The organism is Streptomyces scabiei 87.22 (assembly GCF_000091305.1).
In the GTDB taxonomy this organism is placed as follows: domain Bacteria; phylum Actinomycetota; class Actinomycetes; order Streptomycetales; family Streptomycetaceae; genus Streptomyces; species Streptomyces scabiei.
This window is the reverse complement of the sequence record NC_013929.1, coordinates 804432-822957: the sequence shown is the minus strand read 5'-3', so window position 1 is coordinate 822957 and position 18526 is coordinate 804432. Positions and strand designations below refer to the sequence as shown.

Annotated in this window: 11 protein-coding genes; 7 read left to right on the top strand and 4 right to left on the bottom strand. The window is 73.6% G+C overall.

The features are described 5' to 3' along the window. Positions 1-80: 80 nt before the first annotated feature. Entirely contained in the window at positions 81-1748 is a 1668-nt protein-coding gene (locus SCAB_RS03415) for an amidohydrolase (protein WP_012998656.1), read from the bottom strand. Positions 1749-1807: 59 nt separating this feature from the next. Beyond that, positions 1808-3286: an APC family permease gene (locus SCAB_RS03410; RefSeq protein ID WP_012998655.1), complete on the bottom strand. Its 1479-nt coding sequence runs from the start codon at positions 3284-3286 to the stop codon at positions 1808-1810. 149 nt (positions 3287-3435) lie between these two features. On the opposite strand from SCAB_RS03410, the gene SCAB_RS03405 reads away from it, so the two are divergent. The 4 genes from SCAB_RS03405 (at position 3436) to SCAB_RS03390 (ending at position 11560) form a co-directional block, all read left to right on the top strand. Then, positions 3436-4197 (top strand): TetR/AcrR family transcriptional regulator, encoded by a 762-nt coding sequence (locus tag SCAB_RS03405; RefSeq protein ID WP_012998654.1) that lies wholly within the window; start codon positions 3436-3438, stop codon positions 4195-4197. A gap of 111 nt (positions 4198-4308) precedes the next feature. Continuing rightward, positions 4309-6126, top strand: coding sequence for a TIGR02677 family protein (locus tag SCAB_RS03400; protein ID WP_012998653.1), 1818 nt, complete (start codon positions 4309-4311; stop codon positions 6124-6126). Further along, on the top strand, positions 6123-7430 hold the full coding sequence (locus SCAB_RS03395; protein ID WP_012998652.1) for a TIGR02678 family protein: 1308 nt from the start codon (positions 6123-6125) through the stop codon (positions 7428-7430). Before SCAB_RS03400 ends, SCAB_RS03395 begins: the two co-directional genes overlap by 4 nt. Continuing rightward, positions 7427-11560, top strand: a complete 4134-nt coding sequence (locus SCAB_RS03390; protein ID WP_012998651.1) for a TIGR02680 family protein — start codon at positions 7427-7429, stop codon at positions 11558-11560. The genes SCAB_RS03395 and SCAB_RS03390 overlap by 4 nt, the downstream gene beginning before the upstream one ends. A 149-nt stretch (positions 11561-11709) precedes the next feature. On the opposite strand, the gene SCAB_RS03385 is transcribed toward SCAB_RS03390, so the two are convergent. Next, positions 11710-12159, bottom strand: a complete 450-nt coding sequence (locus tag SCAB_RS03385) for a substrate-binding domain-containing protein (RefSeq protein ID WP_012998650.1) — start codon at positions 12157-12159, stop codon at positions 11710-11712. A 53-nt stretch (positions 12160-12212) separates the two neighbouring features. Then, entirely contained in the window at positions 12213-14168 is a 1956-nt protein-coding gene (locus tag SCAB_RS03380; protein WP_012998649.1) for an APC family permease, read from the bottom strand. A gap of 479 nt (positions 14169-14647) precedes the next feature. Between SCAB_RS03380 and kdpF the strand changes: the two genes are divergently transcribed. The 3 genes from kdpF to kdpB are packed head-to-tail and all read left to right on the top strand — an operon-like array spanning position 14648 to position 18505. Further along, complete coding sequence (kdpF, locus tag SCAB_RS43980; RefSeq protein ID WP_037726638.1) at positions 14648-14737, top strand: K(+)-transporting ATPase subunit F; 90 nt, start codon at positions 14648-14650, stop codon at positions 14735-14737. A gap of 7 nt (positions 14738-14744) precedes the next feature. Beyond that, complete coding sequence (gene kdpA, locus SCAB_RS03370; RefSeq protein ID WP_012998648.1) at positions 14745-16409, top strand: potassium-transporting ATPase subunit KdpA; 1665 nt, start codon at positions 14745-14747, stop codon at positions 16407-16409. Further along, on the top strand, positions 16406-18505 hold the full coding sequence (kdpB, locus tag SCAB_RS03365) for a potassium-transporting ATPase subunit KdpB (protein WP_012998647.1): 2100 nt from the start codon (positions 16406-16408) through the stop codon (positions 18503-18505). The genes kdpA and kdpB overlap by 4 nt, the downstream gene beginning before the upstream one ends. Positions 18506-18526: the final 21 nt, after the last annotated feature.

The following is an 18526-nucleotide window of genomic DNA, read 5'->3' as shown; positions in this document are numbered from 1 at the left end:
ACACGGCTGTCGTCAAGGCTCGGTACCGAACCGTGATGCCGCTGCGGCTCCCGGCCGAGGGCTGCCGGGAGCCGTGCGTCTCAGGCGTCCGGGGCGGCGTGCACGCGTTCCCCGTCCACGAAGGTCTGCAGGACCCGGGTGGCGGCGATGTCCTCGGGCGGCCCCGCGAACGGGTCGCGGTCGAGGACCACCAGGTCGGCCGCCTTGCCGACGGTGATGCTGCCGGTCAGGGCGTCGAGATGGTTGGCGTAGGCGCTGCCGGCCGTGTACGCGGCGAGGGCGGCGCCGAGGTCGAGGCGCTGTCCCGGCAGGAACTCCGGAGTGCCCTCCGGGGCGTCGGGGGAGCGACGGTTGACGGCGACATGGACGGCCTGGAGCGGATCGGGGCTGCTGACGGGCCAGTCGCTGCCCGCCGCCAGGGTGGCCCCGGCGCGCAGCAGATCGCCGAACGGGTACTGCCGGGCGCCTCGTTCGGGGCCGAGGAAGGGCAGGGTGAGTTCGTCCATCTGCGGTTCGTGGGCGGCCCACAGCATCTGCAGGTTGGCGGTGGCGCCGAGTGCCCGGAAGCGCGGCACGTCGTCGGGGTGGACGACCTGAAGGTGCGCCAGGTGGTGGCGGGTGTCGCGCCGGCCGTTGGCGGTGCGGGCGGCCTCCACGGCGTCCAGCGCCTCGCGCACCGCACGGTCGCCGAGGGCGTGGAAGTGCGTCTGGAAACCGAGCGCGTCCAGCTCGGTGACGTACTTCCGCAGCTCGCCCGGTTCGACGAAACTGATGCCTCTGCCGCCCGAGGCGCAGCCGCAGCCCTTGAGATACGGGTCGAGCATGGCGGCCGTGTGGTTCTCGGCGATGCCGTCCTGCATGATCTTCACCGAGCCGGCGCGGAACCGGCCCCCGCTCAACTCCTCGCGCCGTGCGACGAGTTCCGGGATCTGCTCGGCGCCGCGCTCCCGGTCCCACCACAGGGCACCGACGACGCGCGCGGTGAGCAGCCCCCGGTCCACGGCCGTGCGGTACGAGGGCGCCGGGTCCGGCATGTCGGCATAGGCGCCGACGAGGGCGTCCTGCCAGGCCGTGACCCCGTGGGAGTGCAGCACGGCCTGGGCGCGCAGCAGGGCCGTCAGCCGCTCCTCGGAGGTGGGTGCGGGCACCAGCCGCCCCACGAGACGGACGGCGCCCTCCTGGAGCATGCCGGTGGGGTTGCCGTCGGCGTCGCGTTCGATGCGGCCGTCGGCGGGGTCGGGGGTGCGGGCGTCGATGCCGGCCCGCTCCAGGGCCCGGGTGTTGACCCAGGCGCCGTGGTGGTCGCGGTTGGGCAGGAACACGGGCCGGTCGGGGACGACCGCGTCGAGGGCGGCGGCCGTGGGAGCGCCGCCGGGGAAGGACTCCAGGGACCAGCCGCCGCCGGTGATCCACGCGGCATCGGGGCGCGCGTCGGCGTACGCCCGGATCCGCCGCAGGTACTCGGCGGGGTCGGAGGTGTCGGCGAGGTGGCACGCGCCGAGTTCCAGGCCCGCGCCCTGCGGGTGCACATGGGCGTCCTGGAAGCCGGGCAGCAGCAGCCTTCCGGCGAGGTCGACGACCTCGGTGCCGGGCCCGACGAGCGCGTGCACCTCGTCGTGGCCGACGGCGATGATCCGCCCGCCGCGCACGGCCACGGCGGTGGCACGGCTGCGGGCGGGATCGACGGTGTGGACGGGCCCGCCGGTGAGGACGAGATCGGCGGGGCCCGTGACCTGGGACTGCGGCATGGGGGAGGACTCCAGAGGAGAACGCGGGGGCGGAGGGGGCGCGTGCGAACGGGTCGGGCTCAGACGGCGGTGCGGTCCATGGGCAGGCTGATGGCCTCGGCGTCGGTGCCGCGTCCGGTCGCGAAGTACGGCGACCGGCGGACGTACTTGGCGACGGCGGCCATCCCGAGACCCGCCAGGACGATGGCGGCGGGCAGGGAGAACATGAACCACCCGTTGTCGGGGCTCAGTTCGAAGTGGTCGCTCATCGTCAGGTACGAGTACCCGAGGTACACCCCGAGGCCCAGCAGCACCAGCCCGGACGCCCCGGGCACCCCCACCGAGAGCACGGCCGCGCGCGGCCCCTCGCGCAGGGCGGACCGGAAGCGGACGGCGCAGGCGAGCGCGGTGAGGCCGTAGTAGAGGGCGACCAGCAGCCCGATCGCGTTGACGGCGGCCAGCAGCATGTCGCTCAGCCGGGGGAGGGCGACGGCCAGCAGAGCGATCGCGGCGGCCACGGACAGCACGACGACCGTGCCGGCGGCGGGGGTGCCGTAGCGCGGGTGCACCCGGGTCCACAGCGGGCCCATCGTGCGGTCCCGGCCCATCGCGAGCAGCCCGCGTGCGGTCGGGATCAGGGTGGACTGCACGGAGGCGGCGGCGGAGAACATCAGGGCGACCAGGGGCAGCGTGGCCCAGGGCTCGGCGGCCAGCTTCTGCCCGAGGTACGGCAGGGCCTGCGGGCCGTTCTTGATCAGCTCGCCGAGGCTCATCTCCCGCTGGAAGGCGACGGAGGCGAAGAGGAACAGCCCGAGCATGGCGAACAGGGCGATCAGGCCGCCGCGGGCGGCGTCGTCCCGCCTCCTGGTCTCCTCGTTGACACTGAACGCGGCGTCCCAGCCCCAGAAGAAGAACACCGCGAGGACCATGCCCTGGGCGAAGGTGGTGCCGTCGGGGATCTCGAAGGGGTTGAACCAGGAGAAGGAGAAGGGCTGGTCCCCGGTGAGGAGCGCCAGGCCGCAGAAGCCGATCAGCACCGCGTACTCGAAGACCAGCAGCGCGAACTGGAAGCGGGTCGTGGCACGGGTGCCGGTGACGGCGAGCGCGGTGAGACCGAGCAGCAGCACCAGTCCGACGGCCGTGCTCACCCCCGTGGACGCCGGATCGAGGGCGATGCCCGCCAGGCCGGTCAGACCGGCCTTGTTGGCGAAGATCAGGACGACCGAGCCCATGACGGCGCTGGTGTAGGCGCAGAAGACGACCGAGCCGACGAGGGTGACCCAGCCGGTCAGGAAGCCGGGCCAGGGGCCGAGGGTCCGGCCGACCCAGGTGTAGCCGTTGCCGCAGTTGGGCTCCGAGCGGTTGAGCCGGGCGTAGGCGGTGGCGATGCCGAGGACGGGCAGGAACGCGAGGAGCAGGAGCGCCGGGCCCTGCAGCCCCACGATGGCCGCGACCGTGCCCATGCCGATGGCGATGCTGGTGGTGGCGGCCGTGCTGGAGGCGGCGATGGCGACGCCGTCGATCACGCCGAGTGAGCGACGCAGTGGAGTGGATGCCATGGAAGGCTCCTCGTGGGACGGGGACGAGGGTGGAGCCGCGCGGGACTGTGATGGAACACCCGGCGTTCTTCTTGCGTCAATGCTGTTGACATAAGGGGCCCGGGCCCGTTCCATGCCGGTACGCCACCCCGACCGACAGGAGCCCCGCCATGGCCGGCCGTGTCCCCCAGGAGCGCCGACGCCGCCGCCCCACCCGCTCCGGCGTCGTGCTGTCGGAGGAACTGATCGTGGACACCGCGCTGCGACTCGTCGGCGAGCACGGCCCGGAGGCGCTCAGCGTGCGCCGCCTCGGCACCGCCCTCGGCTGCGACCCCAGCGCCCTCTACCGCTACTTCCACGGCACCGACGACCTGGTGCTCGCCATCGCCGACCGCATCATCGGCGACGCGATGGCGGGCTTCGTCCCCGGCGACGACTGGGTGGCGGCCCTGCGCGAGATCGCCCTGCGCGTGCGCGACGGCTACCTCGCCCACCCCCGCGCGGCGGCCTTCGCCTCCTACCGGGTGACCCGGCGCCCCCACGAGATCCGCGCCGTCGACACCGGCATCGGGGTGCTGCTCGCCGCGGGCTTCGGGACGGCCGACGCCACCCGGCTGTACCGGACGTTCATCGACACCGTGCTCGCCCACGCCGCCATGGAGGCCGCCTACCAGGCCCTCCCGCGCGAGCGGCGCGAGGCCGACGACCGGGCGTGGCGGGACGTCTACCAGGGGACGGACCCGGCGTCCCACCCCGCCCTGACCGCCGTACGCCATGAGCTGCCGGCCATGGCCACCAGTTCCTTCGAGGACGCGGTCGGCCTGCTGCTCGAAGCGCTGGCCGCCCGCGCCCCGCACACACGGCCCACGGTCCCCGCCGGTCGCGCCCCCCGGACCGGCGCGCATCCGGACCGGCAGCGCCCCGCCGGATGAAACCCCCCTCGGGCGCTCGTTTCTGATTGACCGTGCCGCCCTCTACGGTGGGATCCGGATGCCGGCGAGGCGGTGGGGAGGACGACGGGCGTGCGCAGGGTTCCACCCGAGATGTTCCGGTTCACGACGGGGGAGACACCCGACCTGGACGGAGCGGTCCTGGACGCCTTCGGCGCGGCCGCCGAGCATCTGGAGACGGAGCTGGGGCCCGACGCGGTCCGTGCGTGGCTGCGCCGGGCGGACCGGGCGACGGCGGCCGAGGACGGTGAACTGCACGAGACGCTGGGGAGACTCGTGCGGTGGGAACTGCTGGACGTGCTGCACGACCACCACGCGGAGCACCACCCTGCGGCGGTGGAGCACGAGCCGCACCACCCCACGGTCGAGGAGCACAAGGCGCACCACCGCACTGCCGAGGAGCACCAGCCGCACCAACCCACGGCCGAGGAACGCGAGCGCCACACCCCGCGGTACGCGCTGACCCTCCGGGGCGAGGCCGCCCTCGCGGGGGTCCGGCGCACGCTGGAGGTTCTCGGCTCCGCGGGGGCGCCGCGGACGGCCGTGCTGGACGCGATCGCCGACCGGCTCGACGAGCTGTGCCTGCTGTCCGGCGAACCCGCCTCGGCCGACCGCCGGATCTCCACCGCCCTGCGCGAGCTGGAGGGCCACATGGAGACCCTGGTGGAGAACGCCACGGCGTTCAACGGCGAACTGCAGCGGCTGTTGCGCGACGGGAGCGCCGACCCTGAGGCGTTCCGCGAGGTCAAGGCCGCCACCGTCGCCCACCTCCAGGAGTTCCTGGCCGACCTCGACCGACGCGGACGGGCGGTCGCCGCCGCCGTGGCCCGGGTCGAGGAACGGGGAAGCGCGGGCCTGCGCGAGCGGGCGCTGCGCGGGGCCGAACCGTTGCCGTCGGCCGGCCCGGACCGCACGGCGGCCTGGCTGGAGAACCGCCGCGCCCGCTGGGCCGTGCTGCGGTCGTGGTTCCGGCCGGAGGACGGGGCGCGGCCCCGGATCGAGCGGCTGCACGACATCGCCCGCCGGGCCGTCGTCTCGCTCCTGGAGGCCCTGGAGCGGATCGACGCCTCGCGCCGCCCCTCCTCCGGCGCCGCGCAGGACTTCCGGGAACTGGCGCGCTGGTTCGCCGCGGCCCCGGCGGAGGAGGACCTGCACCGGCTGTGGTCGGCGGCCTTCGGGCTGGGCCCGGCACGGCACGCACACCTCGCCCACCCCGACCCGGAACTGGTCCCCTCGTCCCGCTCCTGGGCCGAGACCCCGCCGGTGGAGGTGTCGGCGCTGCTGCGGAGCAGCGGACGCACGGAGCGCTTCACCCGGACGGCCCGGGTGCGCGACGTCACGGCGGTCAGGGCGGAGCGTGCCGAGCGGGCCCGCGCGGAACGGGCCGAACTCGCCCTGGCCTGCCGGATGCTGCGGACCCGCGGCCCGGTGCGGCTGTCCGCCTTCGGCGAGCTGGAACCCGCGGTCTTCGACCGCCTGCTGGATCTGCTCGGCCGCGCCCTGTCCACCCGGCCGGACACGGCCGGCCTGCGGCGCGCCACCACGGGCGACGGCCGGGTGGAGATCGTCCTGGCCCCGCCTTCCGACGCCCGTACCGCCCTGCTGCGCACGGCGAGGGGCACGCTGGCCGGACCGGACTACGTCGTCCGCATCACGGAGGCCGGCGGGGCGGCGACACCCCCGGCGACACCCCCGGCCCCGCCGTCGGCGGAGCCGGCACCCGCCCGGCAGCCATGGGCACAGCCCTCGGTGCGGACCGGGCAGCCCGCCGGACCGCCGCTGCGAGGCACCCACCCCGGACACCTCCCGGCCCCCGCCGCCCGGCCGCCCCTGCCACCGTCCTCCGACGTGCCTGTGGCCGCCTTCCCGGCCGGCCACTCGTCCGCCCTGCGCCGGGAGACGGCCGGATGAGCAGCCTCGCCAACCAACTGGCCGCCACCGAGCGGGAGGAGGTCTCCCGCGCCGTCCGTATCCTGCTCGCCCGCCCCCTGCTCACCGAGACCTCCGACCCGGCCGGCTTCGCCCTCGTACGCCGCCGCCGCGAGCCGGTGGCCCGCTGGTTCGACCACACCTGCGGCTGGACCCTGCTGGTGGAACCCCGCCGCGGCTACGCGCGCCTCGTCAAGGTCCGCGCCGACCCGGACGGCTCCCGCCCGGCCCGCGCCGCGCGAGCGGGCCGGGCCCCCTTCGACCGCCGCCGCTACGTACTGCTGTGCGTGACCGCGGCCGAACTGCTGACGGCACCGATGACGACCGTCGGCATGCTCGCCGACCGTGTCGTCCGGGCCACGGCCGCCGACCCGGCCCTGCCCGCGTTCGACCCGGCCCGCCGCGCGGAACGGACGGCCTTCGTGGACGTGCTGGGACTGCTGGAGTCGTACGGCGTGCTGCACGCGGTGGACGGGTCGACCGAGGCGTATGCCGCGTCCCCGCACGCCACGGTGCTCTACCGCGTGGACACCACGCTGCTGACGCGTCTGCCCGCGGCGCCGGTCGGCGCCGCCCGCCCCGCCGTACCCCCGGACGAGATGCCCGCCCGCTTCGGCGACCTCCTCACCGGACTGGTGCGCGAACGCCGCCACGACGGCACGGACACCGGCGACGGCACGGCCGACGACGAGCACGCCGGGACGGCCGCCCCGGACGCCCGGCACGGTCGGCGGCTGCGGCACTCCGTGCTGCGCCGCCTCTTCGACGACCCTGTCCTGTACCGGTCGGACCTCACCGGCGAGGAACTGGCCTACGTCACCTCCCCGGCCGGACGCCAGACCCTGCGCCGCTCGGCCGAACAGGCCGGCTTCCTGCTGGAGGACCGTGCCGAGGGCTTCCTGCTCGTCGACCCGGACGCGCTGGCCACCGACGTCCGCTTCCCCGACGACACCTCCACCGCCCGGGTCGCCGCGCTGCTCCTCCTGGAACCCCTGTGCGCCGAGCCCGCCGGACTCCTCCCCGAGCAGCTCGCCGAGGCCGGCACCGACCTGCTGCGCCGCTTCCCCCGCTGGGCCAGGACCTACCGGCCCGAGGAGGACGGCGGCGCCCGTCTGTCCGACGACGCCGTGGACGTGCTGTGCGACATGGGCCTGGCCCACCGCGCCGCCGGCCGCACCCTCGCCCGCCCGGCCGCACACCGCTACCGCCTGACGGGGACGACGTGTCCGGCCCCGGGCACCCCGGAAACAGAGAAGTCAGCGAAGACAGAGGAAGACGAGCAGTGAGCCTGACAGAGCTTCCCCTGCCCCGGCGGCCCGAGGCCACCGAGCCCGCGCGCCCGGCGGCGCGAGCGGCGGACACACCCGGCGGCCGCTGGCAGCCGCACCGTGCGGGCATCCTCAACGTCTGGCGCTACTACGACGAGACGTTCACCTTCCACCGGGGCCGCCTGCTGCTGCGCGGCCAGAACGGCTCGGGCAAGTCCAAGGCCCTCGAACTGCTGCTGCCCTTCCTCTTCGACGCCAGCCTCCGCCCCAACCGCCTCTCCACGTTCGGCGGTTCGGAACGCACCATGCACTGGAACCTGCTGGGCGAGGGCGCCACCGGCAAGACCCGCGTCGGGTACGTCTGGATGGAGTTCCGCCGCGTCGACGACGACGGCACCGAGCGCTTCTTCGGCTGCGGGGCCCGGCTGCAGGCGAGCGTGCACACCACCGGGGTGCACGCCGACTACTTCACCACCGGCGCCCGGATCGCCCGTCCCGACGGCGTACTCCTCGTCAACGAGGCGGGACAGCCGCTGACCCGCGCCGCCCTCGCCGAAGCCCTCGGCGACAGGGGCGAGGTGCACACCTCGGCCACCGGCCACCGCACCGCCGTACGCCGTGCGCTCTTCGCCGGGATGGGCGAGCAGCGCTACGAGTCACTGCTGTCCGCCCTGCTCCAGCTGCGCCAGCCCAAACTCTCCGAACGCCTCGACCCGTCGCTGCTCTCCACCCTGCTGTCCCGTGCCCTGCCACCCCTGGGCGAGGGCGAGATCGCCGAACTCGCCGCGGGCTTCGAACAGTTGGACCGTCAGCGCGAACACCTCCGCCGGCTCGACGACGAGGTGGCGGCGGCCGAGACCCTCGCCCAGGGGCAGCGGGCGTACGCGCGACGGGTCCTGCGCGCCGGAGCGGCCGCGCTGATCGAGGCCACCGCCGAGACGGACGACCTCACCCGCGCCGCCCGGAAGAGCGCCGAGGAGCTCGCGCAGGCCCTCGCCCAGCGCGAGTCGGCCCGGGCCCTGCGCGAGGAACAGGAACGGCGGGCCCGCGCCCTGGAGGAGACCGTCGAGGGCCTGCGGCAGAGCGAGGCGTACGGGCGGGGCGAGGAACCGGACCGCCTCCGCCGCCGCACCGAGGACGCGGCGGCCGCCGCCGCCCGTCGGCGCGCCCTCGCCCGGGCCGCTCGGGCGGCGGCGGAGCAGGACCGCGCGCACGCCGACGGGACGGCGGGCCGGGCCCGCACCCTCGACGAGCACGCGCGCGCCGCCGCCGAGGAAGCACGCGGATCGGCCCGGCCGGCCGGGCTGGAGTCCGTCCACGACGAGGCCGGCACTCTCCTCGGCGCCACCGACGACCCGCGGCGGGCCGCGGACGACCCGGCGGGCGAGAGCGGGGCCCGGCAGGCCCGCCTGCTGCTGCGCCGCGCGGTCACCGCCCGGCGGCAGCAGCTCACCGCCGTCACCGGGGCGATGGACGAGCACGACCGCGCGGTACGCGACCGGGACGCCGCCGAGGATCTGCTGGACGAGGCCCGGGCCCGGCTCGCGGAGGCGAGCGCCCTGCTGGACGAGGCCGCCGGCGCCTGGGACACCGCCCTGGCCGCCCAGGGCGAACGGCTGCTCGCCTGGGCCGCGAGCTGTACGGAACTGCGTATCGCCGACCCCGGGGAACTCGCGGCGAGCGCGGCGGCCGAGTCCGAGGTGACGGCCCTGGTCGAAGCGGCCGCCCGCCCGTCGGAACGGGAGATCGCCACCGCGGAGGCCACCGTACGGGCCGCCCGTCCCGGCCTGTGGGACGAGCGGGGCAGGCTCGTGGAGGAGGTGCGGCGCCTCGGCGACGAGCCCGATCTGCCGCCACCGGCCCCGGCGACCCGCACCACCGTCCGGTCGGCCACCGCGGGAGCACCCCTGTGGCGGCTGATCGCCTTCCGCGAAGGCGTCCCGATGCCCGTCCAGGCCGCCGTGGAAGCCGCGCTGGAGGCGTCCGGTCTCCTGGACGCCTGGGTCGGCCCCTACGGCGGGATCACGCTGCCCGGGCACGACACCCGCGCCGAGTCCGCCCTGGCCGTCGCCGCCCCGGGGCACAGCCTGCTGGCGGTGCTGCGGCCCGAGGAGGGCATCCCGGTCCCCGTCGACACCGTGAACCGGATCCTCGCCGGTGTCGCGTTCGGAGCGGGCCTGCCCGACGGCCACGCGGCGGCCGTGTCCGCCCAGGGCGCCTGGCGTCTGGCCCTGGCCACCGGCTCCTGGAGCAAGCCGGAACCGGTCTACATCGGCGCCGCCGCCCGGCAGCGGGCCCGGCAGCGCGCGATCGCCGCACTCACCGACGGCATCACCCGCACCAGCGCCTCCCTCGCCGCGCTCGACGACCGCTCGCGCGAGATCGCCGCCCGCCGGGCGAGGCTGGACGCCGACCTCGCCGCCCGCCCCGGCCACCGGGAACTCGACGCGCCGCGCCGCGAACGGGACCGGGCCGAGGAGGCGGTGGCCGCCCACGACGACGCCGTACGCCACGCCGCCGGCCGGCTGGCGCGGTGCGAGGACGCGGTCGCGGGCGCCCTGCGCGAGCTCTCCCGCCGGGCCGCGGAGCACGAGCTGCCCGCCGACCGCGGCCGGCTGCGGGCGCTCGACGCCGCTCTCGGCCGGTTCCGGGACACCGCCGACGGCTGGGTGGACGCCCGCCTCGCCGCGCACGGCGCGGCCGACGCGGCCCGGCAGGCGGCCGCACACGCGGCCAGGTCGGGGCAGGTGGCCGACGAACAGGCCGGGGACGCGGCGGCGGCCGAGGCGGAGGCGGCGGCTCTGCGGGCGCGCCTGGAGGCGGCGCTGGCCGGGACCGGCGCGGACCACCGGCAGATCGTCGCGCGGCTCGCCGAGGCGCGTGAGGAACTGCGCCGCTGCCGGGAGGCGGTCGCCCGGGCGGCCGATCTCCAGCTCCGGCTGGAGGGCCGTGCCGGCGGGCTGCGGGCCGTCAGCGGACAGGACGCCGCACGACACGAACAGGCCGTCCTGGCCCGGGACCGCGCCGCGCACCGGCTCCTGCATCTGTGCCTGGCCGGGCTGGCCGAGGACGCGGGCATCGCCCCCGGACCGGACGCCGGTGTCGCACCCGGACCGGACGCCGGGGACGACCCCGGGGCCGTGCTGGAGACGGCCCGTGCCATCGCGGCGAAGTGGCCCGCGCTCCCGTACGCCCCACGCCACCTGGGTGAGGCCGCGACCCGCCTCTCGGAAGCGGTCCACGAGGCACGCCGGCACCTGGGTGCCCGCGCCGACCTGGACCTGGCGGCCGACGACGACGTCCTGGTCTTCAGCGCCGGCCTGGACGGCGTACGCGTGGGAGCGACGGGACTGCTCCGCGCGCTCGCCCGGCAGCGCGACAGCAGCCGCGACGACCTCACCGGCGGCGAGCGGCATCTGTTCGACCAGATCCTCACCGGGGACGTCCGCCGCCATCTCGCGGTCCTCATCCGCCGGGCCGGTGAACTCGTCGACCGGATGAACGAGCACCTGGAGCGGGTCCGTACCGCTTCCCGAGTCGCCGTCCGGCTCGTCTGGGACGTCCGGCCGGACCTGCCGGACAGCACCCGCACCGCCCGGGAGCTGCTGCTGAAGGATCCCGGCCGGGTCACCGAGTCCGACCGGGAGGCCCTGCACGCCTTCCTCCGTGCCCGGATCGGGGAGGCCGGGGGCAGCGACACGGCCGTGACCTGGGAGGAACAGCTCGGCGAGGTGCTCGACTACACCGCCTGGCACCGCTTCACCGTCCACCTCGACCGGGCCGGTGGCACCGGCTGGCAGCCGTTGACGAAGAAGCTGCACGGCGCGCTCTCCGGAGGTGAGAAGGCCATCGCCCTGCACCTGCCGCTGTTCGCCGCCGTCGCCGCGCACTACGAGGCGGTGCCCCTGGCGCCCCGGCCGATCCTGCTGGACGAGGTCTTCGTCGGCGTCGACACCGTCAACCGCGGCCAGGTCTTCGCCCTGCTCACCGCGCTCGACCTGGACCTGATGATCACCTCCGACCACGAGTGGTGCACCTACGGCGAGCTGCCCGGCATCGCCGTCCACCAACTCCTCACCGACGGGCACGACGACGCGGTCACCAGCGCCCGCTTCGTCTGGAACGGCGCGGATCTGGAGACGGGATGACCCGCCGGGCCCGTGACCCCGGCCGACCCCGGCGAAGCGGCTGACACCGGCTCCCTGCTGACGGTACGTGTGGAACGTTCCACGTTTGAAACGACTCAACCGCTGCTCAACTGCGAGGAGGGGGCGCCCCGCGCGTCGAACGGACGCGGTCAGCCGCGCGGCGGCGCGGTGCTGCCGCGCGTGACCAGGTGCGGCGTCGAGGCCATGACGACGGCGCGGTCGCGCCGCTTCTCCAGCCGCTCCAGCAGCAGCCGGGCGGCCGTCTCGCCCATCATCGCGCCCGCCTGGTCGACGCTGGTCAGGCTGACCGGTTCCAGTGCGGCGACCGAGGTGTTGTTGTAGCCGGCGAGCGAGAGGTCGTCGGGAACGCGCAGGCCCAGCTCGGCGGCGGCCCGGAAGACCCCGGTCGCGGCGACGTCCGCGCCGGCGAAGATCGCGGTGGGCGGACGCGCGGAGGTGAGCGCGTCATCGCGCCCCGGTGGCCGCCCTCGCCCGAGCCCCGGAGCCGCCCAGACCTCTACCCTCACCTCCAGCACCGGGCGGTACCTGCGGCTGAGGGTCACGAAGCTCGGCAGGCCCGCCTCGGACGAGTCCGGCAAGTACCGGCTCCAGCTCGCCGAACTCCGCGTCGGGTGAGGAACCCGGCGGGCGGTCAGCCCACATGCACCCGGGGGCGTCGGGCGCGGTCCCTCTCGGCCTCGCGCAGGACCTCCCGGGTGACGGGGGCGACCTCGCCCTGGCCGAAGAGGAAGAAGCGGAGGAAGTTGGCGAAGGGGCCGCCCTCGGTCCACTCGAAGTAGATGTGCGGCACGGCGCCGGTCGAGTCCCGGGCGTGCAGGAGCAGGGCGGCCAGCGCGTTGGGGACCGAGGACGACTCCAGGGTCAGCACGCGGTAGCGGCCGTGCATGACCTCGCCCCGGACCGTCAGTTCGGCCTCGAACTCCGAGGGGTCCGTCACCGTCACCTCGACGAAGACGAAGTCCTCGGTGGCGGGGACGTCGTTGTCGTGGCGGATCTGCTCGATCTTCTCGCGGTACTCGGTGAGGTCCCGCTTGTCGGGCTCGTTGGCGATGAAACGGATCCTGCGGTGCGCGATGTCCCGGACGAAACGTTCCGCCATGTCGTCCAGCCGCACACTCGTCACCCGTAGTTCGAAGGCGCGGGCCAGGCGGGACAGCAGGGAGACGAGAATGATCGCCGCGATGAAGCAGGCGCCGATCTTCACACCGTCGGGGCGTTCGGCGACGTTCAGGACGGTGGTGTAGAGGAAGACGGCCGAGATGACGCCGAAGCCGATGGTCCAGCCGCGCTGACCTGCCTTGCGGGCGGCGATGGTCACCGCGATCGCCGCCGAGCTGATCAGGACCAGGACGCCCGTCGCGTAGGCGCCGCCCTGGGCGTCGACGTCCGCGTCGAAGATCCAGGTCACCAGGAAGCCGACCAGGGTGAAGACGATGACCATGGGGCGGACCGCCCGGGCCCAGTGCGGCGCCATGCCGTAGCGGGGCAGATAGCGCGGCATCAGGTTCAGCAGGCCGGCCATGGCGGAGGCGCCAGCGAACCAGAGGATGGCGATCGTGGAGACGTCGTAGACCGTGCCGAAGGCGTTCCCCAGGTAGTCGTGCGCCAGATACGCCAGAGCACGTCCGTTGGCGTCGCCGCCCGGCTCGAACTCCTTCTCCGGGATGAGCAGGGTGGTGATGAAGCTCGTGCAGACCAGGAAGACACTCATGATCACGGCGGCCGCGGTCATGAGCTTCTTCGTCTCGCGGACACGGCCGGCGGGCCGCTCCTCCGTGTCGTCCGCGTCGCCCTGCACGTGCGGCATGACCGCCACACCGGTCTCGAAGCCGGAGAGCCCGAGCGCCAGCTTGGGGAAGACGATCAGCGCCACGCCGACCATCACGAAGACGTTGCCGTGCTCGGCGGTCAGCGCGGTCGTCCAGTCGGTGACGACATGGCCCTCGGTCACGACGTGCCACAGGCCGGTCACCACCACCACGACGTTCAGCGCGAGGTAGACGCCGACCAGGGCCACCGCCACGCCGATGGCCTCCAGGAAGCCCTTGAGGAACACCGCGCCCAGCAGGGCGATCAGGACGAGCGTGATGAGGAGCTGCTTGTCGTGCAGGGCCTCGTTGAGGTGCGGGTTCTCGATCAGATGGGTCGAGGCGTCCGCGGCCGACAGGGTGATGGTGATGAGGAAGTCGGTCGCCGCGAAGCCCAGCAGGGTGAGGACGAAGAGCTTGCCCTTCCAGAACGTCAGCAGACGCTCCAGCATCGCGATCGAGCCCTCGCCATGGGGACTCTCCTCGGCCACGCGGCGGTAGACGGGGAGGGCTCCGGCGAGGGTGACGATCACGAGGACGATCGTCGCCACGGGGGAGAGGAGGCCGGCCGCGAGGGCGGCGATGCCGGGCTGGTAGCCGAGGGTGGAGAAGTAGTCGACGCCCGTCAGGCACATCACCCGCCACCACGGCCGGCCGGTGTGCTCGGACCGGGACGCGGCGGGCGGCCCGGTGCGGCCGCCGCCCTTGCCCATGTCGGACAGACCCTCCAGCATCCATGCCCGCAGGCGGCTGGTGCGGGTGCCCTCCAGGGTGCCCATGAACGCTCCTGACGTGCGGTGATACGAACATTTCCGGCCATCGGAAGGCCGCCGCATCAGCGTAGGCAGCGTGTGAGGCCCAGGCCATGGGGAACCGGGCCGGGTGGCGTCAAGACCTCGTTAAGGTCTTCGCCGGCCGCCGTCCCGCCTGCGGGGACGTGCTCGGGGACGCGCTGTGGACGTGCCGGGGTCCGGGCACGCGCGGTGGTGCGCGGGGTGCCCGCGCCAGGTGTGGGGGAGGTGGCCGGGGGCGCGCGAGGGGCGGGCGCGTCAGGGGTCCGTCAAAGCCGGCGGCATCGCCGTCAGGGACGTGTCAAGGCCGGTCGGTTCCGGCCGCCGAGGAGGTTTCCTCGAAGCGTCCGGTTCTTTTTCGTCCCTCTTCCGCTCTAGGAGTTCGCGATGGCCGATGTGGCCTTCGTCGTCGTCACGGTCGCGGTGTTCGCGCTGGTGGCTCTGGTCGCCAAGGGGGTGACCCGGCTGTGACCGCCGAGAACGTCGTCGGCCTGCTCGTGGCCGTCGCCCTGGTGGGCTATCTCGTCCTCGCCCTGATCTTCCCGGAGAGGTTCTGAGAACCACATGGGTCCCGTACTAGCCGGCGTCCTTCAGCTGCTGGCCCTCATGACGGCTCTGGCACTCGCCCACGCCCCCCTCGGCACCTACATGGCCGGGGTGTACTCCTCCGACCGGCACTGGCGGGTCGAGAAGTGGGCCTACCGGTGCATCGGCGCCGACCCCGACACCGAGATGCGCTGGCCCGCGTACCTGCGCGGTGTCCTGGCCCTCTCCACGGTCGGCGTCCTCTTCCTCTATCTGCTGCAGCGGCTGCAGGGTGTCCTGCCCGGCTCGCTGGGCTTCGACGCGGTCGGCCCGGCGCAGTCGTTCAACACGGCCGTGTCCTTCGTGACGAACACCGACTGGCAGTCGTACTACGGCGAGCAGACCATGGGCCATGTCGTCCAGACGGCCGGTCTCGCCGTGCAGAACTTCGTCTCGGCGGCCGTCGGCATCGCCGTAGCCGTGGCGCTCGTGCGGGGCTTCGCCCGCTCGCGCACCGGCGACCTCGGCAACTTCTGGGCCGACCTCATCCGCGGCACGTTCAGGATTCTCGTGCCGGGCGCGGCGATCGCGGCGGTCGTCCTGGTGGCCTGCGGCGCGATCCAGAACTTCTCCGGCATCCACGAGGTCGGTCAGTTCATGGGCGGCTCGCAGCAATGGAACGGCGGCGCGGTCGCCTCCCAGGAGGCCATCAAGGAACTGGGCACCAACGGCGGCGGCTACTTCAACGCCAACTCCGCCCACCCGTTCGAGAATCCGACGCCCTTCACCAACCTCTTCGAGATCTTCCTGCTGCTGGTGATCCCGTTCTCCCTGACCCGGACCTTCGGGGTCATGGTCGGCTCGGTCAAGCAGGGCTACGCGATCCTGGCGGCCATGGCCATTATCTGGGTCGGCTTCGTCGCCCTGATGATGTGGACCGAGTTCGCCCACCACGGACCGGCGCTGCAGATCGCCGGCGGTGCCATGGAGGGCAAGGAGCTGCGGTTCGGGGTCGGTTCCTCGTCGATCTTCGCGGTGTCCACGACCCTGACGTCGACCGGCGCGGTGGACTCCTTCCACTCGTCCTTCACCGGCCTGGGCGGCGGTGTCACCATGCTCGGCATGATGCTGGGCGAGATCGCGCCCGGTGGCACCGGCTCCGGCCTCTACGGCATGCTGATCATGGCGGTCGTCGCGGTGTTCATCGCCGGTCTGATGGTCGGCCGGACGCCCGAGTACCTGGGCAGGAAGATCGGCACCCGCGAGATCAAGCTCGCGGCCTGCTACATCCTGATCACCCCGGCGCTGGTGCTCGTCCTCACGGCGGTCTCCCTGGCGCTGCCGACCCCGCCGCACTCGATGCTCAACTCCGGCGCGCACGGATTCTCCGAAGTGCTCTACGCCTTCACCTCCGCGGCCAACAACAACGGCTCGGCCTTCGCCGGCCTGAACGCGAACACCGACTGGTTCAACACCATGACCGCGATCGCGATGCTGCTCGGCCGCTTCCTGCCCATGGTCTTCGTCCTGGCCCTGGCCGGTTCGCTCGCCGGGCAGCAGCCGGTGCCGGAGACCGCCGGCACCCTGCGCACCGAGAAGCCGCTGTTCACCGGGTTGCTGGTGGGCGCGATCCTCATCGTCACCGGTCTGACGTATTTCCCCGCGCTCGCGCTGGGGCCGCTGGCCGAGGGGCTGGCGTCATGACCACCCGTACCGAAAGCGAAGAGATGTCCACTCCCACCCTCGCGCCGCACCAGGACGCACCCACCGCGCACAGGGCTCCCGAGGGCCGTGTCGGCGCGGGCCTCTTCGATCCCACGCAGCTGGTCAGGTCGCTGCCGGACGCCTTCCGCAAGCTCGACCCCCGGGTGATGGTCAGGTCGCCCGTGATGTTCGTGGTGTGGATCGGGTCCGTGCTGACCACGGTGTTCTCCTTCAAGGACCCCGGCGACTGGTTCGGCTGGACCATCAGCGTCTGGCTGTGGCTGACCGTCGTCTTCGCCAACCTCGCGGAGGCGGTCGCCGAGGGCCGCGGCAAGGCCCAGGCCGACACTCTGCGCAAGGCCAGGACCGACACGGTGGCCCGTCTCGTGGACGGCACCGAGGTCCCCGGAACGGGGCTGAAGATCGGTGACCTGGTCGTCTGCGAGGCCGGCGACATCATCCCCGGCGACGGGGACGTGGTCGAAGGGGTGGCGTCCGTCGACGAGTCGGCGATCACCGGTGAGTCGGCACCCGTCATCCGCGAGTCCGGCGGCGACCGCAGTGCCGTCACCGGCGGCACCAAGGTCCTCTCCGACCGGATCGTCATCAAGATCACGACGAAGCCCGGCGAGACCTTCATCGACCGGATGATCAACCTGGTCGAGGGCGCGGCCCGGCAGAAGACACCCAACGAGATCGCGCTGAACATCCTGCTCGCCTCGCTGACCATCGTGTTCCTGCTGGCCTGTGCCACGCTGCCGCCGTTCGCGGACTACGCGGGCACCCACCTCACGATGACCGTGCTGGTCGCCCTGCTGGTCTGCCTCATCCCGACCACCATCGGCGCCCTGCTCTCCGCCATCGGCATCGCCGGCATGGACCGGCTGGTGCAGCGCAACGTCCTGGCCATGTCCGGCCGGGCGGTCGAGGCGGCCGGTGACGTGTCGACGCTGCTGCTCGACAAGACCGGCACCATCACCCTCGGCAACCGGCAGGCCGCCGAGTTCGTGCCGGTGCGCGGGGTGACGGACGCCCGGGTCGCCGACGCCGCCCAGCTGTCGTCGCTGGCCGACGAGACACCCGAGGGCCGCTCCGTCGTCGCACTGGCGCGGGAGAAGTACGGCCTGCGCGAGCGCGAACCGGTCGGGGCCGAGTGGATCGCCTTCACCGCGCAGACCCGGATGTCGGGCGTGGACGTCGACGGGCGGAGGATCCGCAAGGGCGCCGCCGGGTCGGTCGTCAGGTGGGTCGAGGAGCAGGGCGGTGAGGTCGCGCCCGACGCGCGGGAGCTGACCGACCGGATCGCCGCGGCCGGCGGCACCCCGCTGCTGGTCGCGGTCGAGGACAGCGATGGCGCCCGGGTGCTGGGTGTCGTCCACCTCAAGGACGTCGTCAAGGAGGGCATGCGGGAGCGGTTCGACGAACTGCGCCGCATGGGCATCAGGACCGTCATGATCACGGGCGACAACCCGCTGACGGCGAAGGCGATCGCCGAGGAGGCGGGCGTCGACGACTTCCTCGCCGAGGCCACGCCCGAGGACAAGATGGCCCTCATCAAGCGGGAGCAGGCGGGCGGCAAGCTGGTCGCGATGACCGGGGACGGCACCAACGACGCCCCCGCGCTGGCCCAGTCCGACGTCGGCGTGGCCATGAACACCGGTACGTCGGCCGCCAAGGAGGCCGGCAACATGGTCGACCTCGACTCCGACCCGACCAAACTGATCGAGATCGTCGGGATCGGCAAGCAACTCCTCATCACCCGGGGGGCGTTGACCACGTTCTCCATCGCCAACGACGTCGCCAAGTACTTCGCGATCATCCCGGCGCTGTTCGCCGCCGTCCACCCGGGCCTGGACAGGCTCAACATCATGGGCCTGTCCTCACCGGACTCCGCGATCCTGTCGGCCGTCGTCTTCAACGCGCTGATCATCATCGCGCTGGTGCCGCTGTCCCTGCGGGGCGTGCGGTACCGGCCGGTCAGCGCCGACAGGATGCTCCGCCGCAACCTCACGATCTACGGCATCGGCGGCCTGATCGCCCCCTTCGTCGGCATCAAGCTCATCGATCTGCTCATCTCCCTCGTCCCCGGGCTGTAACTTTTCCGAAAGCGTGCTGAC